At 66.7% G+C, this 23,864-nt stretch carries 27 protein-coding genes; 14 read left to right on the top strand and 13 right to left on the bottom strand.

Translation table 11 applies throughout. From position 1 onward, the window contains the following. Positions 1-3: 3 nt before the first annotated feature. Complete coding sequence (locus N5J29_RS06385; protein ID WP_053516907.1) at positions 4-630, top strand: rhomboid family intramembrane serine protease; 627 nt, start codon at positions 4-6, stop codon at positions 628-630. Positions 631-684: 54 nt separating this feature from the next. On the opposite strand, the gene N5J29_RS06380 is transcribed toward N5J29_RS06385, so the two are convergent. Further along, positions 685-846: a hypothetical protein gene (locus tag N5J29_RS06380; RefSeq protein ID WP_164972342.1), complete on the bottom strand. Its 162-nt coding sequence runs from the start codon at positions 844-846 to the stop codon at positions 685-687. 209 nt (positions 847-1,055) lie between these two features. On the opposite strand from N5J29_RS06380, the gene N5J29_RS06375 reads away from it, so the two are divergent. The 3 genes from N5J29_RS06375 (at position 1,056) to cfa (ending at position 3,414) form a co-directional block, all read left to right on the top strand. Next, the gene (locus N5J29_RS06375) at positions 1,056-1,358 is read left to right on the top strand and encodes a GNAT family N-acetyltransferase (protein ID WP_053516908.1); all 303 of its coding nucleotides are present in this window, start codon (positions 1,056-1,058) and stop codon (positions 1,356-1,358) included. 63 nt (positions 1,359-1,421) lie between these two features. After that, positions 1,422-2,279 carry a DUF3298 and DUF4163 domain-containing protein gene (locus tag N5J29_RS06370; protein WP_197624301.1) on the top strand — a complete coding sequence of 286 codons (858 nt, stop codon included), beginning with the start codon at positions 1,422-1,424 and terminating at the stop codon, positions 2,277-2,279. Between the two features lie 19 nt (positions 2,280-2,298). Next, a complete protein-coding gene (gene cfa / locus N5J29_RS06365) occupies positions 2,299-3,414 on the top strand; it encodes a cyclopropane fatty acyl phospholipid synthase (protein WP_065175474.1) in 1,116 nt (371 codons plus the stop codon). Positions 3,415-3,525: 111 nt separating this feature from the next. Here the strand turns inward: cfa and N5J29_RS06360 are convergent, their stop codons facing one another. Next, entirely contained in the window at positions 3,526-5,694 is a 2,169-nt protein-coding gene (locus N5J29_RS06360) for a M3 family metallopeptidase (protein ID WP_053516910.1), read from the bottom strand. Positions 5,695-5,812: 118 nt separating this feature from the next. Between N5J29_RS06360 and N5J29_RS06355 the strand changes: the two genes are divergently transcribed. Beyond that, positions 5,813-6,304, top strand: coding sequence for a glutathione peroxidase (locus tag N5J29_RS06355; RefSeq protein ID WP_065181959.1), 492 nt, complete (start codon positions 5,813-5,815; stop codon positions 6,302-6,304). Between the two features lie 49 nt (positions 6,305-6,353). On the opposite strand, the gene N5J29_RS06350 is transcribed toward N5J29_RS06355, so the two are convergent. The 4 genes from N5J29_RS06350 to N5J29_RS06335 form a co-directional block, all read right to left on the bottom strand. Further along, positions 6,354-7,133 (bottom strand): ferredoxin--NADP reductase, encoded by a 780-nt coding sequence (locus N5J29_RS06350; protein WP_053516913.1) that lies wholly within the window; start codon positions 7,131-7,133, stop codon positions 6,354-6,356. A 79-nt stretch (positions 7,134-7,212) separates the two neighbouring features. Beyond that, positions 7,213-9,063, bottom strand: coding sequence for an ABC transporter ATP-binding protein (locus tag N5J29_RS06345; protein WP_128987936.1), 1,851 nt, complete (start codon positions 9,061-9,063; stop codon positions 7,213-7,215). A gap of 118 nt (positions 9,064-9,181) precedes the next feature. Continuing rightward, on the bottom strand, positions 9,182-9,631 hold the full coding sequence (locus N5J29_RS06340; protein ID WP_065181961.1) for a carboxymuconolactone decarboxylase family protein: 450 nt from the start codon (positions 9,629-9,631) through the stop codon (positions 9,182-9,184). Positions 9,632-9,667: 36 nt separating this feature from the next. Continuing rightward, positions 9,668-10,564 (bottom strand): RNA polymerase sigma-70 factor, encoded by an 897-nt coding sequence (locus N5J29_RS06335; RefSeq protein WP_053516916.1) that lies wholly within the window; start codon positions 10,562-10,564, stop codon positions 9,668-9,670. Positions 10,565-10,722: 158 nt separating this feature from the next. Between N5J29_RS06335 and N5J29_RS06330 the strand changes: the two genes are divergently transcribed. The 3 genes from N5J29_RS06330 (at position 10,723) to N5J29_RS06320 (ending at position 13,383) form a co-directional block, all read left to right on the top strand. Next, positions 10,723-12,240: a fumarate hydratase gene (locus tag N5J29_RS06330; RefSeq protein ID WP_053516917.1), complete on the top strand. Its 1,518-nt coding sequence runs from the start codon at positions 10,723-10,725 to the stop codon at positions 12,238-12,240. A 108-nt stretch (positions 12,241-12,348) separates the two neighbouring features. Continuing rightward, positions 12,349-12,690, top strand: coding sequence for a hypothetical protein (locus N5J29_RS06325; protein ID WP_053516936.1), 342 nt, complete (start codon positions 12,349-12,351; stop codon positions 12,688-12,690). A 57-nt stretch (positions 12,691-12,747) separates the two neighbouring features. Then, positions 12,748-13,383, top strand: a complete 636-nt coding sequence (locus N5J29_RS06320; protein ID WP_128987939.1) for a glutathione S-transferase family protein — start codon at positions 12,748-12,750, stop codon at positions 13,381-13,383. Positions 13,384-13,449: 66 nt separating this feature from the next. Here the strand turns inward: N5J29_RS06320 and arsC are convergent, their stop codons facing one another. The 3 genes from arsC to N5J29_RS06305 form a co-directional block, all read right to left on the bottom strand. Further along, the gene (gene arsC, locus N5J29_RS06315; RefSeq protein WP_164152665.1) at positions 13,450-13,791 is read right to left on the bottom strand and encodes an arsenate reductase (glutaredoxin); all 342 of its coding nucleotides are present in this window, start codon (positions 13,789-13,791) and stop codon (positions 13,450-13,452) included. Beyond that, positions 13,791-14,945: a phospholipase A gene (locus N5J29_RS06310; protein ID WP_164152661.1), complete on the bottom strand. Its 1,155-nt coding sequence runs from the start codon at positions 14,943-14,945 to the stop codon at positions 13,791-13,793. The genes arsC and N5J29_RS06310 overlap by 1 nt, the downstream gene beginning before the upstream one ends. A gap of 120 nt (positions 14,946-15,065) precedes the next feature. Then, positions 15,066-15,551: a DUF456 domain-containing protein gene (locus N5J29_RS06305; protein ID WP_053516922.1), complete on the bottom strand. Its 486-nt coding sequence runs from the start codon at positions 15,549-15,551 to the stop codon at positions 15,066-15,068. Between the two features lie 236 nt (positions 15,552-15,787). Between N5J29_RS06305 and N5J29_RS06300 the strand changes: the two genes are divergently transcribed. Further along, positions 15,788-15,997, top strand: a complete 210-nt coding sequence (locus tag N5J29_RS06300; protein ID WP_053516923.1) for a cold-shock protein — start codon at positions 15,788-15,790, stop codon at positions 15,995-15,997. A gap of 72 nt (positions 15,998-16,069) precedes the next feature. Here N5J29_RS06300 and N5J29_RS06295 read toward each other — a convergent pair whose 3' ends face one another. After that, on the bottom strand, positions 16,070-16,564 hold the full coding sequence (locus N5J29_RS06295; protein ID WP_053516924.1) for a glycine zipper 2TM domain-containing protein: 495 nt from the start codon (positions 16,562-16,564) through the stop codon (positions 16,070-16,072). A gap of 136 nt (positions 16,565-16,700) precedes the next feature. Further along, positions 16,701-17,135, bottom strand: a complete 435-nt coding sequence (locus N5J29_RS06290) for a hypothetical protein (protein ID WP_065175471.1) — start codon at positions 17,133-17,135, stop codon at positions 16,701-16,703. 79 nt (positions 17,136-17,214) lie between these two features. Between N5J29_RS06290 and N5J29_RS06285 the strand changes: the two genes are divergently transcribed. After that, positions 17,215-18,030 carry a tRNA threonylcarbamoyladenosine dehydratase gene (locus N5J29_RS06285; RefSeq protein WP_164152659.1) on the top strand — a complete coding sequence of 272 codons (816 nt, stop codon included), beginning with the start codon at positions 17,215-17,217 and terminating at the stop codon, positions 18,028-18,030. A gap of 35 nt (positions 18,031-18,065) precedes the next feature. On the opposite strand, the gene N5J29_RS06280 is transcribed toward N5J29_RS06285, so the two are convergent. Both N5J29_RS06280 and N5J29_RS06275 read right to left on the bottom strand, forming a co-directional pair. After that, positions 18,066-18,839, bottom strand: coding sequence for a TatD family hydrolase (locus tag N5J29_RS06280; protein ID WP_065175469.1), 774 nt, complete (start codon positions 18,837-18,839; stop codon positions 18,066-18,068). Continuing rightward, the gene (locus tag N5J29_RS06275; RefSeq protein ID WP_053515346.1) at positions 18,836-19,051 is read right to left on the bottom strand and encodes a DUF6116 family protein; all 216 of its coding nucleotides are present in this window, start codon (positions 19,049-19,051) and stop codon (positions 18,836-18,838) included. Before N5J29_RS06275 ends, N5J29_RS06280 begins: the two co-directional genes overlap by 4 nt. 162 nt (positions 19,052-19,213) lie before the next feature. On the opposite strand from N5J29_RS06275, the gene N5J29_RS06270 reads away from it, so the two are divergent. From N5J29_RS06270 to N5J29_RS06255, 4 genes are all read left to right on the top strand, one after another. After that, on the top strand, positions 19,214-20,056 hold the full coding sequence (locus N5J29_RS06270; RefSeq protein WP_053515348.1) for a glycine zipper 2TM domain-containing protein: 843 nt from the start codon (positions 19,214-19,216) through the stop codon (positions 20,054-20,056). A gap of 109 nt (positions 20,057-20,165) precedes the next feature. Continuing rightward, positions 20,166-20,708, top strand: coding sequence for a GNAT family N-acetyltransferase (locus N5J29_RS06265; protein WP_053515349.1), 543 nt, complete (start codon positions 20,166-20,168; stop codon positions 20,706-20,708). Positions 20,709-20,835: 127 nt separating this feature from the next. Next, complete coding sequence (locus N5J29_RS06260; RefSeq protein WP_053515351.1) at positions 20,836-21,495, top strand: glutathione S-transferase family protein; 660 nt, start codon at positions 20,836-20,838, stop codon at positions 21,493-21,495. 88 nt (positions 21,496-21,583) lie between these two features. Beyond that, positions 21,584-23,863: a thiamine pyrophosphate-dependent enzyme gene (locus N5J29_RS06255; RefSeq protein ID WP_164152657.1), complete on the top strand. Its 2,280-nt coding sequence runs from the start codon at positions 21,584-21,586 to the stop codon at positions 23,861-23,863. Position 23,864: the final 1 nt, after the last annotated feature.

The following is a 23,864-nucleotide window of genomic DNA, read 5'->3' as shown; positions in this document are numbered from 1 at the left end:
GACATGACCCCCGTCAATCTGCTGTTGATCGCCATCACCGCCATCCTGTCATGGAGGGCGTTCAACCACCGCGCGCTGGCCGACCGCCTGATCCTGTGGCCACCGGCCATCGACCGCCATCGCCAGTACGACCGGCTGGTGACCTATGGATTCATCCACGCGGACTGGTCGCACCTGATCTTCAACATGATCACCCTGTTCTTCTTCGGGGGATTCATCGAGAGCGTGATGGTGCAGCTGACCGGCAGCTACCTGACCTATCCGGCGTTCTACATCGGCGCGCTGGTGGTCTCGATCCTGCCGAGCTACCTGAAGAACCAGAAGAATCCGAACTACCTCAGCCTGGGGGCTTCGGGTGCGGTGTCGGCGGTGCTGTTCGCCTTCATCCTGATCAAGCCGTGGTCGATCATCCTGGTGTTCTTCATCCCCGCACCGGCCATCGTGTACGCCGCGTTCTATGTCGGCTACAGCATCTGGATGGACAAGCGCGGCGGCGACCGCATCAACCACAGCGCGCACCTGGCCGGCGCGGCATTCGGCGTGATCTTCATGCTGGCCATGCAGCCGAGCATCTTCACCCACTTCCTGCGCGAACTGTCCAACCCGACCTTCCGCCTGGGCGGCGGTTGAGGGCCTGGGGTCGGATCCGCTGGATCCGACCCCGGGGCAGGGCCCCGCTCGTGGTCAGGCCCGGGTCTGCTGGCCGTAGGTGTCCAGCAGGCGGGCGAAGACTTCCTCGCCGATACGCTGGAAGGCCTGCTCGTCGGTCTGGCCTTCCACGGCGAGCTGGAGCAGGCCCTCCAGCAGGGCGCGGTCGGTATCGGAATGGGAATCGCTGGGGTGCATCGGGGGCCTCCACGGCAGTCGCACGGTCTACGGTCGCAAGGGCCGTGCCAGCGTGGCCGGACCCCTCCGCAGGCGATAGCGGCCGCGGGCGCTCCAGCTTTAGGGTCGCAAACTGACGTGGAGGGCCTGGACTTGCCCCTGTTCAGGCTTCACGCGATCATGGCGCCCGGCTGCGCACCATCCACGCAGTCGCCGCAGGAGACAGTCCCATGGCTTCGGTCACGCCCCCCGGTCTGGCCTACGAGGTCGATCACGACCAGGCCAACCATCGCTTCACTGCCCGTGTGCGTGGACAGGTGGCGGTGCTCGATTACCAGATCAAGCGCAGACGCATGGTCATCACCCACACCGAGGTGCCCGAGCCGATCGCCGGCCGGGGCATCGCCGGCGAGTTGACCCGCGTGGCGCTGCGGTTCGCGCGGGAGCAGAAGTACAAGGTCGTGCCGGCGTGTGCCTACGCCGAGGCATTCCTGCAGCGGCATGAGGAGTATCACGACCTTCTGGCGGGATGACGCCAGCGGGCTACGCTTAAGCCAGGGCGGGCGATGATGGATGAACATGAACAGGGGATCCCGATGAAGATTGGAAACAACCGGCTGCTGCGCGGAAGCGTGCTGGCCGGTGTGGCAGGCGTGCTGTTGCTGGCGGGCTGCCAGCGTGAAGCCGAAACCCCGGCACCGGTGGCCGACGCGGCGCCGGCGGTCGATGCCTCCGCCACGGGCGAGGCGCCCGCTGCGGAAGCACCGCTCGACCTGCGCGACGTGATCGAGAACAACGAACGCGAGGTGGTGGGCATCAGCTATCCGGCAGGCATCGACCGTTATCCGGGCCTGGCGCGTGCGCTCCAGGACTACGCCACCAAGGCCCGCAGCGAGCTGCAGCAGGCGCTCGATGGGCTCGGCAACGACAAGCCGACCATGCCCTACGAACTCTCGCTGAGCTTCGAGAAGGTGCTGGAGACGCCGCAGCTGGTGGTGGTGAGTGCCGATGGCAGCCGTTACACCGGCGGCGCCCACGGCGAACCCCTGGTGGCACGTTTCGTCTGGCTGCCGGAGCAACAGCAGATGCTCAGCGCCGACAAGCTGGTGACCGACAGCAAGGGCTGGAAGGCGATCAGCGATTTCGTCGCGGACCAGCTGCGCGAGCGCGTGGCGACACGCCTCAGCGGCGAGGACATGGAGCCGGCCGAGCTGCAGGAGTCGCTGCGCAATGCATCGCGCATGATCGCCGATGGCACCGGCCCGCAGCCCGACAATTTCAGCCAGTTCCAGCCGCTGACCGACGACAAGGGGCAGATCACCGCGCTGCGCTTTGTTTTCCCGCCCTACCAGGTGGGTCCATACTCGGATGGAACGCAGACCGCCGATGTGCCGGCGGCGGTGCTGTTGCCGCACGTGGCCAAGGATTACGTGGAGCTGTTCGCACGCGGTTGAGCGCAGACGAGGAGGGGGCGTGGATACAGGGTTGCAGGAGCGGGTCAGCGGCCTGCTCCACGAAGCCGGGGTCCGCATTGGCGGCTCCCGGCCACAGGACATCCAGGTACATGATCCGAGGTTCTTCGCACGGGTCATGGCGCACGGTTCGCTCGGCCTGGGCGAGAGCTACATGGATGGTTGGTGGGACGCCAACGTCCTGGACGAATTCCTGGTCCACCTCATGCAGGCGCATCTGGACGAACGGGTGCACGGCTGGCGGGAAGTGGCCGACGCGCTGAAGGCGCGCCTGTTCAACCTGCAGGCCGGGCAGGGAAGCTACGAAGTCGGCCGTCGCCACTACGATCTGGGCAACGATCTGTACCAGGCGATGCTGGGCCGGCGCCTGGTGTACAGCTGTGGCTACTGGCGGCAGGCCGATGACCTGGACGCTGCACAGGAAGCCAAGCTGGACCTGGTCTGCCGCAAGCTGGGATTGCGCCCGGGCCAGCGGGTGCTGGATATCGGCTGCGGTTGGGGCGAGGCCCTGAAGTTCGCTGCCGAACGCTATGGAGTCAGCGGGGTCGGTGTAACGATCTCGCAGGAGCAGGCGGAATTCGCGCGCGAGCTGTGCGCCGGTCTGCCGATCGAGATCCGCCTGCAGGACTACCGCGCGCTGGACGAACCCTTCGATGCGATCTTCTCGATCGGCATGTTCGAGCACGTCGGTGACAAGAACTACCGCAGTTTCTTCGAGGTGGCGCGGCGCTGCCTGTCGCCACGTGGCCTGCTGCTGCTGCACAGCATCGGGACCAACGTGTCGCGGCATCGTACCGATCCGTGGATCGCGCGCTACATCTTTCCCAACTCGATGCTGCCCTCGGCGGCGCAGATCAGCAGGGCGTTCGAGGGGCGGTTCGTGCTGGAGGACTGGCACAATTTCGGCACCGACTACGACCTGACCCTGCAGGCGTGGCGGCGCAACGTGGAAGCGGCGTGGCCCCGGCTGGATGCGCGCTATGACGAGCATTTCCGGCGGATGTGGCGCTTCTATCTGGCCGGTTCGATGGCGACCTTCCGTTGCCGGCACGCGCAGTTGTGGCAGCTGGTGCTGTCGCCGGAAGGTGTGCCGGGAGGCTATGTGGCGCCGCGATGAAGCCAGAGCGGGGTCAGATCCCTTTCGCAGAAAAGGGCTCTGACCCCAATCACAACGAAAAAACCGCCCGGTTTCCCGGGCGGTTCTGTTTTCAGCTCAGCGTACCGGCGATCAGTTGCCGGTGCCGGTCAGGCCACGCTTCTCCAGCAGCGGTTCGATCTGCGGCTCGTGGCCGGCGAAATCGCGGAACAGCTGCATCGCGTCGACGCTGCCGCCACGCGACAGCAAGGTGGCGCGGAAGTGGTCGCCGTTCTTGCGGCTCAGGCCACCGTTCTCGCGGAACCACTTCTGGGTGTTGGCGTCCAGCACTTCCGACCAGATGTAGGCGTAGTAGCCGGCCGAGTAGCCGCCCATGATGTGGCTGAAGTACGGGGTCTTGTAACGCGGCGGAACCGGTGCGTAGTAGATGCCGTCCTTCTCCAGCGCGGCGCGCTCGAAGGCCATCACGTCCTTGGCGGCCGGCACCTGGTCCGGGCCGATCTGGTGCCAGCGCTGGTCCAGCATGGCCGCACCCAGGTACTCGGTGGTGGCGAAGCCCTGGTTGAACTTGGCCGCGGCGATCACCTTGTCCAGCAGTGCCTGCGGCATCGCCGTGCCGTTCTGGTAGTGCTTGGCGTAGTTCTTCAGGATGGCGCTGTCATCGGCCCACATCTCGTTGACCTGCGAGGGGAACTCGACGAAGTCACGCGGCACCGAGGTGCCCGAGAAGTACGGGTACTTCACGTTCGAGAACATGCCGTGCAGGGCGTGGCCGAATTCGTGGAAGGTGGTCGTCACCTCATCCCAGGTCAGCAGGGTCGGCTGGCCGGCCGGCGGCTTGGGGATGTTGAGGTGGTTGGCCACCACCGGCTTGAAGCCGGTCAGCTTCGACTGCGAGACATACGAGTTCATCCATGCGCCGCCGCGCTTGGAGGCACGGGCGTACGGGTCGAACAGGAAAATCGCAAGCTGGCTGCCGTCGGCGTCGAACACGTCGTAGACGGTGACATCATCGTGATAGACCGGCAGGTCGGTGCGCTGCTTGAAGGTGAGGCCGAATTCCTGGTTGGCGGCGAAGAACACGCCGTTCTCCAGCACGTTCTTCAGTTCGAAGTACGGCTTCAGCTGCGACTCGTCGAAGTTGTACTTGGCCTGGCGCACCTTCTCGCTGTAGAAGGCCCAGTCCCACGGCTCCAGCGCGAACGTCGGCTTGCCCGCGGCCTTCTGCTCCTGGTCGATCATTGCCTGCAGGTCGGCCGCTTCGCGCTTGGCGTTGGCCACTGCGGCCGGGGCCAGCTTGCCCAGCATTGCGTTGACCGCCTCAGGGGTCTTGGCGGTCTGGTTGGTCAGGTTGTACGCGGCGAAGTTGGCAAAGCCCATCAGCTTGGCCTTGTCGGCACGCAGCTGCATGATGCGCGAGACGATGGCGGTGTTGTCGAACTCGCCGCCGCGGCTGCCACGGCTGACCGACGCTTCGTAGATCTTCTGGCGCAGGGCGCGGTTGGCCAGGTTGGTCAGGGGCGGCTGGCCGGTGGTGTTGAGCAGGGTGATCACATACTTGCCATCCAGGCCACGGGCCTTGGCGGCTTCGGCGGCGGCGGCGATCTGCTCCCTGGACAGACCATCCAGTTCCTTCACGTCATCAACGGTGATCGCCGAAGCGTTCACTTCCGACTGCACGTTCTGGCTGAAGCGGGTACCGAGGTTGGCCAGCTCGGCGTTCATTTCCTTCAGCTTCGCCTTGTCCGCGTCAGACAGCTTGGCGCCGGCGCGCACGTAGTTGTCATAGTACTTCTCGACCAGGCGCACGCCTTCGGCGTCCAGACCCAGCTGCGTGCGGGTGTCATACAGCGCCTGGATGCGCGCGAACAGCTTGCTGTTCAGGGCGATCGCATCGCTGTGCGCGGCGAACCTGGCCGAGTAGTCGGCCTGCAGCTTCTTGCGGGTGTCGTTGGTGTCCGCGCCGACCAGGGCGAAGAACACGGTGGTCGCGCGGTCAAGGATGTCACCGCTCTTTTCCAGGGCGATGATGGTGTTGTCGAAGGTCGGCTTGGCCTTGTTGTTGGCGATGGCCTCGATTTCCTTCAGCTGCTGCGCCATGCCGGCATCGAAGGCCGGAGCGAAGTCGCTGTCCTTGATCTTGTCGAACTGCGGATAGTGCAGTGCCAGCGGGCTTTCGGCGAAGAACGGGTTGGCCTGCTGTGCGGTGGTGCTGGCAGCCGGGGTGGCGGCGCCGGCGGAATAGGCGGGCAGGGCAAGGCCGAGGGTCATGGCCACGGCAAGGGCAAGGCGGGTGGTCAAGGCGGTACTCCGGTAAGGCAGACAAGTGCCCGAGGTTAACCCGGGGTAATGGGATCGGGCTTGTGTCGAAAGGCATGGGCGGGGATACCATCGGAACCCCCCGTTGCGGAGATCTGCCATGACCACTGCGTTCGATTTCGGTTTCACCGACCTGGACGGCCAGCCGCAGGCCCTGGAGCAGTACCGCGGCAAGGCGCTGCTGCTGGTCAACGTGGCCAGCAAGTGCGGTTTCACCCCGCAGTACGAGGGACTGGAGGCGCTGTGGCGCGAGTACGGCCCGAAGGGCCTGGTGGTGATCGGCTTCCCCTGCGACCAGTTCGGCCACCAGGAACCGGGCAATGCCGAGGAGATCCGCAGCTTCTGTGCGCTGACCTATGCAGTGGACTTCCCGCTGTCGGAGAAGATCCAGGTCAACGGCGACGGTGCACACCCGCTGTGGAAGTGGCTGAAGTCCGAGAAGACCGGCCTGCTGGGGCTGAGCGCGATCAAATGGAACTTCAGCAAGTTCCTGGTCGGACGCGACGGGCAGGTGCTGAAACGCTACGCGCCGACCGACAAGCCGGAAAGCCTTCGCGGGGACATCGAGAAAGCGTTGCAGTCCCGGCAGTAAGGGCTGCCGCTTCCCGCGGCAGCGCCGGACGCAGGCCCGGCGCTACGGGTTACTTCTCGACGAAGGCGCGCTCGAACACGTAGTGACCCGGCTGGCCGATGCGCGGGGAGACCTGGAAGCCACGGGCGTCGAGCACCGTGCGCAGGTCGGCCAGCATCTGCGGGCTGCCGCAGATCATCGCGCGGTCATTCTCCGGGCTCAGTTCCGGCAGGCCCAGGGTGCGCTGCATTTCCCCGCTTTCCATCAGCGAGGTCAGGCGCCCCTGGTTGGCGAACGGTTCGCGGGTGACGGCCGGGTAGTACAACAGCTTGTCGCCGATCATCTCGCCGAGGAACTCGTGCTCACGCAGGTCCTTCTCGAAATAGTCGCGGTACGCCAGGTCCTTCTCGTAGCGCACGCCGTGGCACAGGATCACCTTCTCGAAACGCTCGTAGGTCTCCGGGTCCTTGATGATCGACAGCCAGGGCGCCAGGCCGGTGCCCGTGCCCAGCAGGTACAGGTTCCTGCCGGGATGCAGATCGCTGATCAGCAGGGTGCCGGTGGGCTTCTTGCCTACCAGAACCTTGTCGCCGGGCTTGATGTGCTGCAGGCGCGAGGTCAGGGGGCCGTCCTGCACCTTGATGCTGAAGAACTCCAGCTGCTCTTCCCAGTTCGCGCTGGCGATGGAGTAGGCGCGCAGCAGCGGCCGGGCGTCGGTTTCCAGGCCGATCATCACGAACTGGCCGTTCTCGAAGCGGAAACCGCTGTCGCGGGTGAGGGTGAAGCTGAAGTAGGCATCGGTCCAGTGGCGGACCTCAAGCACCGTTTCGGCGCCGAAAGCGGAAGACATGGGCGTATCTGTTGGAAGTCGTCGGGATAATTCTATCTCAAATGAGACAGGTTCTCATTAGGCGGAACGAGAGGCGTTCTCAGCGGTAGCCGGCGGCCTGCAGCTCGAACAGCTCGGCGTAGCGGCCGCCCTGGGCCATCAGCTGCTCGTGGGTGCCGCTGGCCTCGATCCGGCCATCGGCCAGCACCAGGATGCGGTCGGCCATGCGCACCGACGAGAAGCGATGGGAGATGAGTACGGCAGTGCGATTGTCCGCCAGTTCCCTGAACCGCTGGAATACCTCGAACTCGCTGCGCGCATCCAGCGCTGCGGTCGGCTCGTCCAGGATCATCACCTGCGCATTGCGCATCCACGCGCGGGCGATGGCGATCTTCTGCCACTGCCCGCCGGAGAGGTCCACCCCCTCCTTGAAGCGACGCCCGATCAGCTGGTCGTAGCCGCGTGGCAGCGACTCGATCACTTCCTGGGCCATGCCCCGGCGCGCGGCATCGGCAACCCGTTCCCGGTCCGCCATCGCCTCGACCTGGCCAACGCCGATGTTCTCCCCGGCGCTCAGGTTGTAGCGCACGAAGTCCTGGAAGATCACCCCGAGATTGGCGCGCAGGTCATCCAGGTCATAGTCGCGCAGGTCCCGGCCGTCGAGCAGGATGCGCCCCTCGTCAGGCTCGTACAGCCGTGCCAGCAGTTTGACCAGCGTGGTCTTGCCGGCACCGTTCTCGCCGACCAGTGCCAGCACTTCGCCGGCATGCAGCTGGAAATCGAGGTGGCGGACGGCCCATTGCTCGGCATCGGGATAGCGGAAGCCGACGTTCTCGAACACGAAGCCCTGGCGGATGGGCTGCGGCACGGCTGCGGCGCCCTCGCGCGAATGGATCTCCGGCTGGATCTGGAAAAACGAGAACAGATCGTCCAGGTACAGGGCCTGGCTGGCCACCTGCGAGAAGCCGATCAGCAGGCCCTCCAGCAGCTGGCGCAGGCGCAGGAAGCTGCCGGCGAGGAAGGTCAGGTCGCCGATCGAGAAATCGCCGCGCACCGTGCGCCAGGCGATGTAGGCGTAGGCGGTGTAATAACCCAGCGTGCCCAGCGCGGCCAGCAGGGTGCCCCACACGGCACGGCGCCGGGCCAACGCCCGGTTGGCCTTGAACAGCGCCACCGACAGGCTCCTGTAACGCTCCACCAGGAAGCGGTGCAGGTTGTAGATCTTCACTTCCTTGGCCGTCTCCACGCTGGCGCCGAGCTGGCGCAGGTAGTCGAGCTGGCGGCGCTCGGGCGTCCATTGGAAATTCAGGCTGTAGCCGGCGGCGTTGAAGTGCGATTCGCCGATGAAGGCAGGCACCAGGGCCAGCGCCAGCAGCAGGATCAGCCACGGCGCGTAGACCAGCAGGCCCACCGCCAGGCTGACCACCGTGATGGCGTCCTGCACCTGGCCGAACAGCTGGCTCATCAGGTTCATCCGGCCCATCGTCTGGCGTCGTGCGCGGTCCAGCTTGTCCTGCAGGTCCGGATCCTCGAAGTCCTCCAGATCCAGCGTTGCGGCGTGCTCCATCAGCCGGATGCTGGTGGCGTTGGCGAACAGCTCCGACAGCAGGGCATCGGCGTAGGCCACCATCCGGCCCAGCAGGTCGGAGACGATGGCCAGGCCCAGTTCCAGGGCCAGCAACCCGAGCAGCGGGTTGAGCAGGCCGCTGGCCAGGGCCTCGCCCAGCGGCGGAAAGCCGGCATCGTGCCGGCTCAGCTGCAGCGCGCTGTCGATGATCAGCTTGCCCACATACAGCATGGCGACAGGCAGCAGGGCACGGATCAGGCGCAGCCCCAGGCTGACCAGGGTCAGTGCGGGGCTGGTCTTCCACACCAGCCGCAGGAACGGTGGCACGTTGCGCATCGCATTGAAGCGCTGGCGCAGGCTGGGCTTCTTTTCGGCTGAAGGCATGTCGCCATTGTGCGCGCCGGAGCCGTGGCGAAGGCATGAATGCGACGCCCGCAGGGAGCGCGCGTCAGCGCGCCACCGGTGCGGAGCCGCGCTGCGCGAGGCCCCGCATTCTTGTGGATCAGGGCAGCGGCGGCAGCAGGCCGGCGCCGAGGCGGTTCCAGGCATTGATCACCGCGATGCCCATGCTCAGGTCGCTGATGCCCTTCTCATCGAAGTGCGGTGCCAGCGCATCGAACGCTGCCTGCGATGGCGCGGCGTCGGTGAGCCGGGTCAGGGCCTCGGCCCAGCCCAGCGCAGCGCGCTCACGCGCATCGAAGAAGCGGCTTTCGTGCCAGGCGGGCAGGGTGTCCAGCTTGCGCGGCTCGATGCCACTCTTGCGTAGCGCCGTCCCGTGCATGTCCATGCAGTAGCCGCAGCCGTTGAGCTGCGACACGCGCAGGAACACCAGTTCCATCAGGGTCGGATCGATCGAACTGTCATGCACTGCCTGGCTGGTATCGAGCAGGCCCTTGAAAGCCTTGGCGGCCAAGCGGGTATAGGGAACGCGGGGTGAGGCAGGGTTGGACATCGTGGGCTCCACGGCGGCCCCGATGGCCGCCTTCCCTTACCAGGACGCCGCCGCGTCTGCGTGCGTGACAACCGCGGGCAGTTTTTCCGGATTGAGCACGCTGTACAGGCGCGCGATGCGGCCATCGATCACCTCGATGGTGGTGACCGAATGCAGGCGATCGCCGTCGAAGCCCAGGATCGCCGGCTCGCCGTTGACGTAGCCCAGCCGGGCCGGGTGCGTGCCGCCGCGGCGGGCAATGGCCCAGAACAGGCGGCCGATGCGTTCGGCACCCCGCAGCGGGCGCACCGCTGCGGTGACCACGCCGCCTCCATCGGAGACCATCAGCGCGTTGGCATGCAGCAGGGCCTGGATCGCCTCGCTGTCGCCACGCTGCGACGCATCCATGAAGCGTGCCAGCAACTGCCGGTGCTGGCCGGCGTCGGCATTGAAGCGCGGCCGGCCGGCCTGCAGCCGCTGCCGGGCCCGGTGCACCAGTTGCCGGCAGTTGGCCTCGCTGTGGCCGATCAGGTCGGCGATCTCGCGATAGTCGTGGTCGAACGCTTCCTTCAGCAGGAACGCGGCGCGTTCCTCCGGGCCGAGCTGTTCAAGCAGGGTCAGGAAAGCCACCGATACATCATCGGCCAGGGCATGCAACTGGGCCGGGCCGGGCGCGGGGTCGGGCTCCAGGGTGACCGCCATCGGTTCAGCCAGCCACGGGCCCACGTAATGCGCGCGCTCGCGCTTGGCCGCACGCAGACGGTCCAGTCCCAGGCGCGTGGTGGTGGTGACCAGCCATGCCTCGGCATCGCGGACGCTGGCCGGGTCGGCGCCGGACCAGCGCAGCCAGGCGTCCTGGACGACGTCCTCGGCGTCGGCGCGGCTGCCCAGCAGGCGGTAGGCGAGGGCCATCAGGCGCGGACGGTGGGTCTGGAAGGCGGTTTCGGCGTTCATGCGGGCAAGGACGCCGCAGCGGGCGGGGGCGTGACAAGGGCTTGGGGTCAGATCCCTTTCCCCGGGAAAGGGTTGTGACCCCACAGACTCTACCCGCAGCCGGGGAGGGGGTAAAATGGGCGGATTACCCCCGCCAGCCTCGAGCAAGCGAGCAAGCCGTGACATCGATCAAGCAGGAAGACCTCATCCAGTCCATCGCCGACGCGCTGCAGTACATCTCGTACTACCACCCGGTCGACTACATCAAGAATCTCGCCGCTGCCTACGAGCGCGAGGAGTCGCCGGCCGCGAAGGAGGCGATGGCCCAGATCCTGATCAATTCGCGGATGTGCGCCGAGGGCCATCGTCCGATCTGCCAGGACACCGGCATCGTCACCGTGTTCCTGGAAATCGGCATGGATGTGCGCTGGGACGACGCCACCATGGGCGTGGAAGACATGGCCAATGAAGGCGTGCGCCGCGCCTATCTGCATCCGGACAACAAGCTGCGTGCTTCGGTGCTGGCGGATCCGGCCGGCAAGCGCATCAACACGAAGGACAACACCCCGGGCGTGGTCAACGTCAAGGTCGTGCCGGGCAACAAGGTGGATGTGATCGTGGCCGCAAAGGGTGGCGGTTCGGAAGCCAAGACCAAGTTCGCCATGCTCAATCCGTCCGACTCCATCGTCGACTGGGTGCTCAAGACCGTGCCGACCATGGGGGCCGGCTGGTGCCCGCCGGGCATGCTGGGCATCGGCATCGGCGGCACCGCGGAGAAGGCCATGCTGCTGGCCAAGGAAGCGCTGATGGAGCCGATCGACATCACCGAGCTGCAGGCCCGTGGAGCGTCCAACCGGATCGAAGAGCTGCGCCTGGAGCTGTACGAGAAGGTCAATGCGCTGGGCATCGGCGCCCAGGGCCTGGGTGGCCTGACCACGGTGCTGGACATCAAGATCAACGATTACCCGACCCACGCGGCCAACCTGCCGGTGGCGATGATCCCGAACTGCGCCGCGACCCGCCACGCGCACTTCACCCTGGATGGCAGCGGTCCGGTGATGCTGGATCCGCCGTCGCTGGAGGACTGGCCGAAGCTGACCTACGACGCCTCCAAGGGCACCCGGGTGGACCTGGATACGATCACCCCGGAAGATGTGGCCAGCTGGAAGCCGGGCCAGACGCTTCTGCTCAACGGCAAGCTGCTGACCGGCCGCGACGCCGCGCACAAGCGCATGGTTGACATGCTCAACAAGGGCGAGGAACTGCCGGTCGATCTGAAGGGACGCTTCATCTACTACGTCGGCCCGGTCGATCCGGTGCGCGATGAAGTGGTCGGTCCGGCCGGGCCGACCACGGCAACGCGCATGGACAAGTTCACCCGCCAGGTGCTGGAACAGACCGGTCTGCTGGGCATGGTCGGCAAGGCCGAGCGCGGCCCGGCTGCGATCGAGGCGATCCGCGACAACAAGTCGGCGTACCTGATGGCGGTCGGTGGCTCGGCCTACCTGGTGTCCAAGGCGATCAAGGCGGCCAAGGTGGTCGGGTTCGCCGATCTCGGCATGGAAGCGATCTACGAGTTCACCGTGCAGGACATGCCGGTGACGGTGGCGGTCGACTCCACCGGTGAATCGGTGCACAAGACCGGCCCGCGCGAATGGCAGGCCCGCATCGGCAAGATTCCGGTGGTGGTGGAGTAAGCGCGGCACACGCTTGATGGCAAACGGCGCGTGTTGGCGCCGTTTGTCGTTTAACGAGCCGGCACGGAACTTCTGCTAGTTTCCATGCGACTCGAACCGGGAACGTTCATGCCGCTGTTACGGAACTTCGCGCTTGCCGGGCTGTTCGCATTGGCCGGCTGCAGCAGCACCTCCTCCTCGTATGAAGGAGCGGATTTCAGCGCATCGGCGCAATGCCGCATGCAGTGCCAGGCCAGCCATCGCAGCTGCATGGCGCAGGCGGACAGCCTGGGCAGTCGGCAGAGCAGCTGCGAACAGCAGATGGCTCCAGCTGCCGACAAGCGCTGCAAGGACATCGCCAATGCCGATCTTCGCCGCTCGTGCGAACTGAAGGCGCATGACTGCACGCTGCGGCAGCCGATGATGAGCTGCGGCGAACGTCGCGATACCTGCATGAGCAGCTGCGGTTGAGCAGTGGTCGCCGGGCGGGCGCATAATCGCCGGCTCCACCCGCAACGGATCCCGCGCATGAGCACCACCCTGTATGGTTCGTCGAGTACCGCTTCGCTGGTCGTGCACTGGCTGCTGATCGAACTGGGCATCGAGCACGAACTGGTGCTGCTGGATTTCGACAGGCGCGAGCACAAGGCGGCGGACTACCTGGCGTTGAATCCGGCCGGGAGGGTGCCGACCCTGGAGATCGATGGCCTGCTGTTGACCGAAGCAGCGGCCATCGCGCTGTACCTGGCCGACCGCCATCCCGAAGCGGGGTTGCTGCCGGCCGTGGGCACGCCCGCGCGGGGCGAGGCCTATCGCTGGATGTTCTGGTGCGCCAACACCCTGCAGCCTGCCTATCGTGCATGGTTCTATCCGCACGAAGCGGCGGGCGAGGCCTGCGTGGAGGCAACGCGTGCGATGGCCCGGCAGCAGCTGGAGGCGGCCTGGCAGCATGTGGCGGCGCACCTGCAGGCGCACGGGCCTTACCTGCTGGGCGACGCGCCCAGCGTGGTCGATTTCATGCTGGTGATGCTGATGCGCTGGTCGCGCAACATGCCCCGGCCCACTGACACCTGGCCGGTGCTGAAGGCGCACGCAACCGCGCTGAAGGCGCGCCCCGCCTTCGCGGAAGTCTATCGACGCGAAGGCATCAGCGACTGGCGGTGATCGCCGGCGTTGGGCCGAGCGCGTGCCGCCGGGCATGGCCCGGCGCTGCCGGGTGGTGCGTCCGGGCTACAGGATCTCCAGCACCGTTTCCGGCGGGCGGCACAGGCGCGTGCCCTTGGCCGTGCGCACCACGGGCCGGTTGATCAGGCGCGGGTGCGTCGCCATGGCCGCCAGCAGGGTCGCCTCATCGGCCCCGGCCAGCGCCAGACCGGCAAACTCTGGTTCCTTGCTGCGCACCAGGTCGGCGGCGGCCAGCCCGGATTCGGCAAGCAGCTGGCGCAGGGTCGCCACGTCGGGCGATGCCTGCAGGTACTCGATCACCTCCGGCTCGATGCCGGCGTCGCGGATGAGCTTCAGTGCGCCGCGCGAATTGCTGCACGCCGGGTTGTGCCAGATCGTCACGCCCATCAGAACCATTCCAGCAGCGACACGCCCACGCCCACGTAGGTGGCCTTGTGGTTGTAGTCGATCAGGCTTTCGCCGTATCCGTCGAAGACCTGGATGTGGCCGCGCAGCAGGTTGCTGATCGGGAAACCGTAGTCGAGCTGCAGGGCGCCATGCGAACGGTCGCCGGTACGCAGCGAATGGCGCGCCATCAGGGACACTTCGTGGCCATTGCGGTTCCAGATCAGGGTCGCGTCGCCGCGGCCCATGTAATCCTCGATGTCCGGGTTGTTGTCATCGCTGCGCGTTTCGGGAATGCGGTACCAGGGCCGCAGCACCAGCGCCCAGTTCTCGCGGTCCAGCCCGACGTTGAGCATCACCCGGTTCCAGCTGCGCGAAAGGGGATCGGCGCGGCCGTTGGACTGATGGTTGAGGCTGATGCCGGTCATGCGTCCGCGCCAGCCACCAATGGAGTAGCCGTTGCGGAACACCATCATCACTTCCGGCTCGTAATTGGTCTCGCGGAACGGGCGCGAATTCTCGGCGTTGTAGGCCTGCCAGCGCGAGCTCTGGGTATAGCCGGCCCAGATGTCGCCGTTGTCGCCGAACAGGTTCTCGGCGATCTTGGTCTTGAAGCTGATCTGGAACTTCAGCTCGGCACTGTCCAGCGCCTGCGGCTCGGTCACGCTGTTGGCCGGATTCGGCGACTGCGGCATCTGGTTCTTGTCGCTGGTCCAGAACGCCGGCAGCAGGTACACCGGCTTGTAGGCCCGCAGCTGGAACGGTCCCAGCTTCGAGTCTTCCGCCAGTTCCCAGCGGCTGTCCAGCAGGGAACCGCGGCCTGCATTGGCCAGGGCGCTGTCGTCGGGGGCGGGGCGCAGCACATCGCCGACCCGCGCCCGCAGGTTCTCTTCGCCCTGGCTCAGGCGGGCGGCGCGACGCTGTTCGCGCAGCGCCTGCGCGGCCTGCTGCGCGGCGGCATCGGCTTCGGCAGTGGCCGGAGCGTTACGGCCGAACAGGCGGTCGTAGCACGACAGCCGGGCGGCGTCGGTTTCAATGGCAGCGCAACCGGCCGGCGTGGTGGTCGTGGCAGGCGCGATTTCCTGCGCGGCCAGCGGCGCGCTGGCCAGGGCAAGCGCCAACGGCGCCAGACGGGGGAACAACGGCGGGAGGGTCATTGCAGCAGGCCCTTCGGGATGACTACGGGAAGACGCACAGTGTGGCGGCTACCCGCAGCAACGGCCAGCCCCATGGAGTTATGCCCGGCGCAGGTGTGCGCGTGGCGTGAAGATCGTGCGTTACAGGAACCAGGCGAACGCGAACAGGCCCAGCATCGCGATGACCATCGCCAGTTTCAGCGCCAGGCCCAGCAGGATGCCCAGCCAGGTGGCGAGGCCAACCTTGGTCGAGCGGCCCAGCTCGCGCGTGTGCCAGTACTCGCCCAGCAGAGCGCCGACCAGCGGGCCGGCGAACAGGCCGATGGGCATGAAGAACAGACCGGCGATGCTGCCGATGAAGGTGCCCCACAGCGCCTTGCGGCTGGCCCCGACACGCTGGGCCCCGACCACCGTGGCCAGCACATCGGCCAGCAGTGAAAGCAGGGTCAGCACGCCCAGTACCAGCAGGGTCGGCCAGCCGACATGGGTGAAGCCGTCGGCCCACGCTGCCAGCAGCAGGCCGACGAACACCAGCGGGATGCCGGGAAGTGCCGGCAGGACGATGCCGGCAATACCAACGAGGACAAAAATGACCGCTAGCAGATACAAGATGAATGAGAGGCCCATGCTGTCCCGTATGGTTGTCTTTTTGGGGTTGACAGTGAAAGATTTTGCCAGTTGCTTTTTCGTTTTGGCCGGGTTAAGTTGCAGTCGCTGAGCTTGGCAAGGTCACCGTGGATCGTGGCCTGATGAAGCAAGATCTTCCCGATCCGCTGCATCGATGCACCTCGCTTCCCCCTTGCTTGTCAGCCGCCCACAAGGCGTTTCCAACAACAAGAGAGAGTCATCAGGGAGTTAGTGAGATGTCCGAACGCGAGAACGGTACTGTCAAGTGGTTCAACGATGCAAAGGGCTTCGGCTTCATCAGCCGTGAAAACGGCGAAGACGTGTTCGTGCACTTCCGCGCCATCCAGACCCAGGGCTTCAAGAGCCTGAAGGAAGGCCAGAAGGTCACCTTCACCGTCGTGCAGGGCCAGAAGGGCCTGCAGGCCGACGCCGTGCAGCCGATCTGACCGGTCTGCAGCCGTCACATGAAAAAGGCCCGCGCAAGCGGGCCTTTTTCTTTGTCCGGGGCCGGCAGCGGATCAGCGCAGGATCACCCGGCCGTTGACCACGCGAACGTAGGTGTTTTCGCGGATGCCGCCCAGATCGCGCTGGTTGACGACGATGGTGCGTCCGTCATCCATGCGCACGCTGATGTCATACGTATCGCTGGTCACGTTCTTCTGGATCTGGTTGCCGGCCAGCGCGCCACCCACGGCACCCGCCGCTGCGGCGATGTTCTTGTTGCCGCGGCTGCCGCCGGTGTGGTCGGAGATCTCATGGCCGGCAACCGCACCCACGATGCCGCCGAGGATCGCGCCGGTCGCGCTGGGCGCAGTGCGGCCGGACTGCACGGTGTTGATGCGGGTGACGATGCCGCAGTCGGCGCAACGGCCCTGGTTGTAGCCGGAGTTGTTGCCGTAGCCGCCGTTGTTGTACCCATTGTTGTAGCCGCCGCCGCCGTAACCCGGCGAGGTGGCGCAGCCGGCCAGGGCGAGGGTGGCGATGGCACTGGCGGCGATGAGCTGGATCTTCATGGGGCGTCTCCTGGCCGTGAAGGCGGATGTGTTGGGTGGTACTGCGTCATGCAGCAGGGTGCGCGAATCGTCTCCTTTCCAACGTGAACAAGACGCCAATCAACGCCGCCATGACCGGCTGCGGGATGAACGCTGTTCAACGGAAATCCTGATGGCAGGCGCGGCAGTCCGCCTGCAGCGTCTGCACCACCTGGGCCAGCGCGGTGCAGTCTGCCGGTGGCGTCGCCAGGGCGGCATTGAGGCCGGCGCGGTACTGGCTGGCATGCTGCTGGAACTGCGCGCTGTCCTTCAGGCCGGGGAAGGCCAGGTCCAGGTCGTTGGAGAGCAGGCGCAGCGTCTGCAGGCGCGGCACGCTGTCGGCCAGGCTGCAGCGGTTCTGCTGTTGAGCCTGCTGCAGCAACTGGGATTGCCGCTGCATCACCTGCATCAGGCTGTCCGGGAAGGGGTCACGGCGGGCCTGCAGGGCGCGGCCGACCATCACCGTGGCGATCAGGCCGATCAGCAGACCCAGCGCGAGCACGAACAGGTAGCGATAGGCGGAAGACGGCGGGCGAGGGGGGCTGGCGTTCATGGCGGGCTCTCCGGGTGTGCAACGGTAGGTTCGACCCGGCGTGCTGTGGACGCCGGCCGCTGCACGTTAAAATAGACCGATGGACGAACAGGTCAAACAACGCTTCGCCGGCATCGAACGGCTGTATGGCGTGGGTGCGCTCGAGCGCCTGCAGGGTAGCCGCGTAGCGGTGGTCGGCATGGGCGGGGTCGGCTCGTGGGTGGTCGAGGCGCTGGCGCGCTCGGCGGTCGGCCATCTCACCCTGATCGATGCGGACGACATCTGCGTGTCCAACACCAACCGGCAGCTGCCGGCGATGGAGGGCAATTACGGGCGCAACAAGGCCGAAGCCATGGCCGAGCGCTGCCGGGCGATCAACCCGGAACTCGATGTCGACGCGGTGCAGGCGTTCCTGACCACCGCCAACATGGCGGAACTGCTTGATCGTCGCTTCGATCTGGTGATCGATGCCTGCGACAGCTTCCGGGTCAAGGTGGAGACCATCGCCTGGTGCCGCCGCCGCAAGCTGCCACTGCTGACGGTCGGCGCCGCGGGTGGCCGCACCGATCCGACCCTGGTACGCATCCGCGATGTCTCGCGCACCGAGCACGACGCGATGCTGGCGCTGATCCGCAAGAAGCTGCGCAGCGAGTTCAACTTCCCCAAGAACGCCAAGCGTTACTTCGGCGTGCCGGCGGTGTACTCGCTGGAGAACGTGAAGTATCCGCAGGCCGATGGCAGTGTCTGCGGCCTCCGTCCCAACCTGGGGGCGGACGCTGCGCTCAAGCTTGATTGCGGGGCAGGGCTGGGGGCAGCCACCCATATCACCGGTGCCTTCGCCTTTGCCGCCGTCGGCAAGGCGCTGGAAATGCTGCTGGAGCCGAAGAGGGTCAAGTCCGAATCCGTTGAGGCTTGACCGGTAGCGCCGGGCCATGCCCGGCGAAACGGCGATCAGGCGGCCGGCAGCGCGAACAGCCGCCGCGCGTTGTCGGTCGTGGTCCTCGCTACCGTCTCCAGGTCGGTCTGCCGCAACGCCGCGACGTGGCGCGCGATGATCGAGAGGCGTGCCGGCTCATTGCGCTGCCCACGGATGGCCGCGTCGGGCTGATCGGGCGCGTCCGTTTCCAGCAGCAGCTGCTCCAGCGGCATCTCCCGGACCAGCCGTTGCAGGCGCTGTGCCCGTTCGTAGGTCAGGGGGCCGCCCAGACCCAGCAGGAAGCCCTGCCGATGCAGCTGTGCCGCCTGCTCCGGGCTGCCGGAGAAACTGTGCACCACGCCGCGCAGGCCACCGATGCGGCGGATCGCTGCGATCACCGCATCCACGGCCCGACGCGCATGCACGATCACCGGCAGGTCGAAGTCGCGCGCCAAGCGCAGCTGGCCGGTGAAATAGGTCTGCTGCGCCTCCGCATCCAGGCCTTCCACGAAATAATCCAGGCCGCATTCGCCGATCGCCCGCGGACGCTCACGCTCGATCCATTCCCGCAGCAGCGGAAGGTGCCCGGCGCGATGCTCGGCAAGAAACATCGGATGCAGCCCGTACGCGGGGTACAGGCCGGGTGCCTGCTGGCAGACCTCGCGCAGCTTCGGCCAGCTGGCGGCGGTGACGGCCGGCACGACCTGGAACTGCACCCCGGCCGCCCGCGCGCGCTCGATCACGGCGGCACGGTCGGGGTCGAACTCGCCTGCATCGAGATGGCAATGGCTGTCGACCAGCACGCTCAGCGCTGCTCCAGCGGTGGCGGCGTGCGGGTGCCGCGGCTCTTCCAGTTGGCCAGCAGCAGTGTGCCCAGGCCCAGCACCAGCTCATCGACGAAGGGAAGCGGATCGGGAATGAACAGGGTCAGCGCGAACAGCCCTGCCGTGAGCTTGAACAGCGTGGGGTAGCGCAGCCGGCGCGCCCATTGCAGTACCGGCAGCAGCATCGGGTTGGCCATGGCGGGATCCTCCTGGTGAATATGCAAACGCTACCACGGGCCCAGCATTTCCCGATGCTGAATGGGTTACGGCGACGAGCAGGAAATGTGGAGATTCCGTTCAGGGAGGCCGTGCTGCAATCTGTGCCGAGAACGTTGCGGACGGTCCGCAAGGAGCAGGTCATGAAAAGCACAACTACAACTGTCCTGGTCGCAGCGGGCGCGCTGCTGGTGGGTGGTATCGCCACGGCCGCCTTCATGAAGAGCGGCAACCCGTCGCCGGATTCCATCAGCGCCGGCGCCCCCAACGGCGAATCGCGCCTGGCCGATGGCAGCGGCACCGACGATGGTGCGCGTGGCAACCAGCTCGATGCCACCGCGCCGCGCGGCCTGGAGTATGCCGATGTGCTGAAGGTCGACCCGATCACCGAAAAGCAGAAGGCGTACGCCACGGTCATCGGCACCGACGCGGTGCGCGAGACCTCCACCACCCAGACGCCGCACGAGGTCTGCCAGGATGTGGTCGTGCAGGAACGCCTGCCCGAGCGTGATGGCAACGTCGGTGGCACCGTCGCCGGCGCGGTGATCGGTGGCCTGCTGGGTAATCAGGTTGGCGGCGGCAATGGCAGGAAGGCGGCGACCGCAGCCGGTGCCGTGGCCGGCGGCCTGATCGGCAACCAGGTGGACAAGCGCCACGTCGGTGGCCGTGTGGTCAACCGCACCGAGCGCCAGTGCCACACCGAGACCGCCACCTCCGAGTCGAGCCGTGTCACCGGCTACAACGTCACCTATCGCAACGAGGACGGCACCACCGGCACCATGCGCATGGCCAGCAAGCCCGGCAACCGCATCGCCATGGGCACCAACGACGTGGTCAAGGGTTACAACGTGACCTACCGCTATGATGGTGCCGAGAAGACCGTGCGCATGGACAACAAGCCAGCCAGCGATCGCCTGCCGGTGGTCGATGGCCAGCTGGTCACGCAGACAGCGGCAGCCGGCGCCACGGCACCGACCCGCCAGTAATCCTGCCGCTGCAGCGGACAGGTGACAGGCCGGCTTCTGCCGGCCTGTCTGTTTTTGTGGCCGGGTGACATTTGCGATGATGGCGCTCCGTCATCGCCCTGGAGTCGGCATGAGCATCTTCGACCTGCGCCTGGAAACCGAGCGCCTGATCCTGCGCCCACCGCATCGCGAGGACTTCGAGCCCTATCTGGCGTTCTGCGCGGATGAAGAGGTGATGCGCACGCTGGGCGGAGTACAGCCACCGTCAGTGGCATGGCGTGGATTCTGCAGCCTGGCTGGCGCGTGGCAGTTGTTCGGCTTTTCGATGTTCAGCGTGATCGAGAAATCCAGTGGTGAGTGGGTCGGTCGCATGGGGCCCTGGCAGCCACAGGACTGGCCGGGCACCGAGGTCGGCTGGAGCATCCGGCGTGCCAGCTGGGGCAAGGGCTACGCGCCGGAGGCGGCGACCGCTGCGATCGACTGGGCATTCAACGCACTCGGGTGGGAGGAGGTGATCCATACCATTGCCGAGGACAACGAGAATTCCCGTGTCGTGGCCCGCAAGCTGGGCAGTACGCTGCTGCGCATGGGCGAGCTGCCGCCGCCGTACCAGGGCAAACCGATGCAGATCTGGGGGCAGTCGCGCCAGCAGTGGCAGCAGCGCGTGCGCTGAGGGGCCCGACGGGCTGCATCCAGCGGCGGGCTGCGCGGTGGGCATGCTGCACCCGCGCTTGGCATCGGCGGGCGCGCTTGCCAGACTGCGCGCAACCGGTCGTCGGCCGGGTCTCCTGGAGCAGGCAATGGTGGAAGAACGCGTTCCGTTGACGGTGCATGGCATGTCCGTTTCAGGCAATTGCCACAAGGTGCGCATGCTGCTGGAACACCTCGGCAGCCGCTATCGCTGGGTGGAGGTGGACAGCGCCCATGGCCAGACCCACACGCCGGAGTTCCTGGCATTGAATCCCAATGCGAAGGTGCCGTTGATCGTGCGCGAGGACGGCCGCGTGTTGACCGAATCGAACGCGATCCTGTTCTGGCTGGCCGAGGGCACGCCCTACCTGCCCGGCGATGGCTGGGAGCGGGCGCAGGCGTTGAGCTGGATGTTCTTCGAGCAGTACACGCATGAACCCTGCGTGGCGGTGGCCCGTTTCATCCGTGGCTGGACGCCGGCCGACTCCCCGCGGCGCGCCGAACTGCCGCGCCTGCAGGAGCGCGCCAGCACCGCACTGGCGGTGATGGAACAGCACCTGCGGCAGTCGCCCTGGTTCACCGGCCGCAGTTATGGCATCGCCGATATCGCGCTGTTTGCCTACACCGACGTTGCCAGCGATGGTGGCATCCGCCTTGATCCGTTCCCGCAGGTGCAGGCCTGGCTGCAGCGGGTCCGGGCGCAGCCGCGGTTCGTGCCGATGCCGGCCGTGGGCGCGGAGGTGCTGGCGCGATTCAACGCGGTGGCCTGATTCCAAGGGGAGCGTCGGGCAGGCCGACTGCGGGGGAAGCCGGGCGGGCCCGCGCCACGCTACGCAACAACGACACGGAGGGTGTTCGATGTTCGCTGTGGTTCCAGATCCCATTCCCGCGCGCATGCGCGGGCTCAACCGCGCCGAAGTGTGCGACGTCAATTTCCTGGAGGCGGTGCGCGGCTGGCGGGGCACGCCACGGCCACGGCCCGCGCCGCACGCGCCGATCCTGCCAGGCAGCACGCTCAGCGCGGCGGCCTTTGCCGACCTGTTCGATTCGCAGCTGGCCAGCCGCCAGCTGGACCTGATGGCACGCGTGCTGCGCGTGCAGAACAAGGTCTTCTACACCATCGGCTCGTCCGGACACGAGGGCAATGCGCTGTTGGCGCGGGCCTGCCGGCACACCGATCCTGCGTTCCTGCACTACCGCTCCGGCGCCTTCATGGCCGAGCGCGCGCGGCAGGTGCCGGGCATGGATCCAGTGCGCGACGCGGCACTGTCGTTCGCCGCCAGCGCCGACGATCCTGCCAGCGGAGGCCGGCACAAGGTGTGGGGCAGCCGGCCGCTGTGGGTGTTGCCACAGACCTCGACGATCGCCTCGCACCTGCCCAAGGCGCTGGGCACTGCGTTGGCCATCGAGAGCGGCAAGCGCCTGGGCCAGCCGTTGCCGATTCCGGCCGACAGCATCGTGGTCTGTTCCTTCGGCGACGCCTCGGCCAATCACGCCACCGCACAGACGGCGTTCAACACCGCCATGTGGTCGGCCTACCAGAAACTGCCGGCGCCCATCCTGTTCGTCTGCGAGGACAATGGCCTGGGCATTTCGGTGAAAACACCAGAAGGATGGATCGCCGAGCGCTTTGGCGGCCAGCCGGGACTGGACTACTTCTTCGCTGATGGGCTGGATCTGGCCAGCGGCCATGCGCAGGTGCAGGCCGCGGTCGAGCATTGCCGGGCAACCCGCAGGCTGACCTTCCTGCACCTGCGTACCACGCGGCTGATGGGGCATGCCGGTACCGATTTCGAGGTGGAGTGGCGCGCGTTGCCGGAGCTGTGTGCGGCGGAGGCGCAGGATCCGCTGCTGCGCTCGGCGCAGATCGCGATGGAGTCGGGCTGGATGGATGCCGCGGCCGTCGAGGCGGCCTATGAAGCGATGCGTGCGCGCTGCATGGCGGCCGCCGCCGATGCCGAGCGCCAGCCGAAGCTGCAGTCCCTTGAGCAGGTGATGGCACCGCTGGCGCCCTATACACCTGCAGCGGTGCACGCCGAGGCCCGGCGCGCGGTCGCGGACGAGGCGCGACTGTCGCTGTATGGCGGCGCCGACGCATTGCCGGAGCGACAACCGCCGCGTCATCTGGCCATCCAGATCAATCACGGACTGCAGGAACTGCTGTGCAAGTATCCGCAAAGCCTGTTGTTCGGCGAGGATGTGGCGCAGAAGGGAGGCGTGTACACCTTGACCCGCGACCTGCTGCGTCGTTTCGGCCCGCGTCGGGTGTTCAACACGCTGCTGGACGAGACCATGATCCTGGGCATGGCGCAGGGGCTGGCCAACATGGGCATGCTGCCGATCCCCGAGATCCAGTACCTGGCCTACCTGCACAATGCCATCGACCAGATACGTGGCGAGGCGTGTTCGCTGCAGTTCTTCTCCAATGACCAGTTCCGGAACCCGATGCTGGTGCGGGTGGCAGGGCTGGGCTACCAGAAGGGATTCGGTGGCCATTTCCACAATGACAATTCGATCACGGCCCTGCGCGACATTCCCGGCCTGGTGGTGGGCTGTCCCTCGCGTGGCGACGATGCCGTGATGATGCTGCGCACGTTGGCGGCACTGGCCCGGGTGGATGGCCGCGTGGCGGTGTTCCTGGAGCCGATCGCGCTGTACATGAGCAAGGACCTGCACGAGCCGGGTGACGGCCAGTGGCTGTTCGACTACCCGCAACAGGGCCAGGCGCTGCTGCCGGGGGAGGGCCGGGTGTATGCCCCCGAGGCGCAGGATCTGGTGATCTACACCTATGGCAATGGCGTGCCGATGGCGCTGCGTGCCGCGCGGGTGATCGACCAGCAGCTCGGGTGGCAGGTGAGGGTGGTTGACCTGCGCTGGCTGGTGCCGCTGGACGGCGGATTCATTGCCACCCAGGCGGCCACGGCGCGGCGCGTGCTGGTGCTGGACGAGGGGCGTCACAGCGGTGGCGTGGGCGAGGGGGTGGTCACGGCCCTGGTCGAGGCCGGCTTCGGTCACCTGCCGCTGCGCCGGGTCTGCGGCGCCGATACCTATACGCCGCTGGCGGGGGCAGCAATGTTCGGCCTTCCAAGCGACAATGCGGTGATTGGCGCCGCCCTCGACCTGGCGCAGGAACCCTGAT

This window comes from Stenotrophomonas sp. GD03680 (genome assembly GCF_029844625.1).
Classification (GTDB): domain Bacteria; phylum Pseudomonadota; class Gammaproteobacteria; order Xanthomonadales; family Xanthomonadaceae; genus Stenotrophomonas; species Stenotrophomonas maltophilia_P.
This window is presented reverse-complemented; position numbering and strand designations above follow the sequence as displayed.

Bases quoted from the DNA above. Each gene is read 5' to 3' on its own strand.
- N5J29_RS06310 (WP_164152661.1), bottom strand. From the start codon at position 14,945: ATGACCCTCCCGCCGTTGTTCCCCCGTCTGGCGCCGTTGGCGCTTGCC.
- N5J29_RS06260 (WP_053515351.1), top strand. From the start codon at position 20,836: ATGGTGGAAGAACGCGTTCCGTTGACGGTGCATGGCATGTCCGTTTCA.
- N5J29_RS06320 (WP_128987939.1), top strand. From the start codon at position 12,748: ATGAGCACCACCCTGTATGGTTCGTCGAGTACCGCTTCGCTGGTCGTG.
- N5J29_RS06355 (WP_065181959.1), top strand. From the start codon at position 5,813: ATGACCACTGCGTTCGATTTCGGTTTCACCGACCTGGACGGCCAGCCG.
- N5J29_RS06285 (WP_164152659.1), top strand. From the start codon at position 17,215: ATGGACGAACAGGTCAAACAACGCTTCGCCGGCATCGAACGGCTGTAT.
- N5J29_RS06345 (WP_128987936.1), bottom strand. From the start codon at position 9,063: ATGCCTTCAGCCGAAAAGAAGCCCAGCCTGCGCCAGCGCTTCAATGCG.
- N5J29_RS06300 (WP_053516923.1), top strand. From the start codon at position 15,788: ATGTCCGAACGCGAGAACGGTACTGTCAAGTGGTTCAACGATGCAAAG.
- arsC (WP_164152665.1), bottom strand. From the start codon at position 13,791: ATGGGCGTGACGATCTGGCACAACCCGGCGTGCAGCAATTCGCGCGGC.
- N5J29_RS06335 (WP_053516916.1), bottom strand. From the start codon at position 10,564: ATGAACGCCGAAACCGCCTTCCAGACCCACCGTCCGCGCCTGATGGCC.
- N5J29_RS06270 (WP_053515348.1), top strand. From the start codon at position 19,214: ATGAAAAGCACAACTACAACTGTCCTGGTCGCAGCGGGCGCGCTGCTG.
- N5J29_RS06340 (WP_065181961.1), bottom strand. From the start codon at position 9,631: ATGTCCAACCCTGCCTCACCCCGCGTTCCCTATACCCGCTTGGCCGCC.
- N5J29_RS06275 (WP_053515346.1), bottom strand. From the start codon at position 19,051: ATGGCCAACCCGATGCTGCTGCCGGTACTGCAATGGGCGCGCCGGCTG.
- N5J29_RS06350 (WP_053516913.1), bottom strand. From the start codon at position 7,133: ATGTCTTCCGCTTTCGGCGCCGAAACGGTGCTTGAGGTCCGCCACTGG.
- N5J29_RS06265 (WP_053515349.1), top strand. From the start codon at position 20,166: ATGAGCATCTTCGACCTGCGCCTGGAAACCGAGCGCCTGATCCTGCGC.
- N5J29_RS06290 (WP_065175471.1), bottom strand. From the start codon at position 17,135: ATGAACGCCAGCCCCCCTCGCCCGCCGTCTTCCGCCTATCGCTACCTG.
- N5J29_RS06385 (WP_053516907.1), top strand. From the start codon at position 4: ATGACCCCCGTCAATCTGCTGTTGATCGCCATCACCGCCATCCTGTCA.
- N5J29_RS06325 (WP_053516936.1), top strand. From the start codon at position 12,349: ATGCCGCTGTTACGGAACTTCGCGCTTGCCGGGCTGTTCGCATTGGCC.
- N5J29_RS06305 (WP_053516922.1), bottom strand. From the start codon at position 15,551: ATGGGCCTCTCATTCATCTTGTATCTGCTAGCGGTCATTTTTGTCCTC.
- N5J29_RS06380 (WP_164972342.1), bottom strand. From the start codon at position 846: ATGCACCCCAGCGATTCCCATTCCGATACCGACCGCGCCCTGCTGGAG.
- N5J29_RS06295 (WP_053516924.1), bottom strand. From the start codon at position 16,564: ATGAAGATCCAGCTCATCGCCGCCAGTGCCATCGCCACCCTCGCCCTG.
- N5J29_RS06375 (WP_053516908.1), top strand. From the start codon at position 1,056: ATGGCTTCGGTCACGCCCCCCGGTCTGGCCTACGAGGTCGATCACGAC.
- N5J29_RS06255 (WP_164152657.1), top strand. From the start codon at position 21,584: ATGTTCGCTGTGGTTCCAGATCCCATTCCCGCGCGCATGCGCGGGCTC.
- N5J29_RS06370 (WP_197624301.1), top strand. From the start codon at position 1,422: ATGAAGATTGGAAACAACCGGCTGCTGCGCGGAAGCGTGCTGGCCGGT.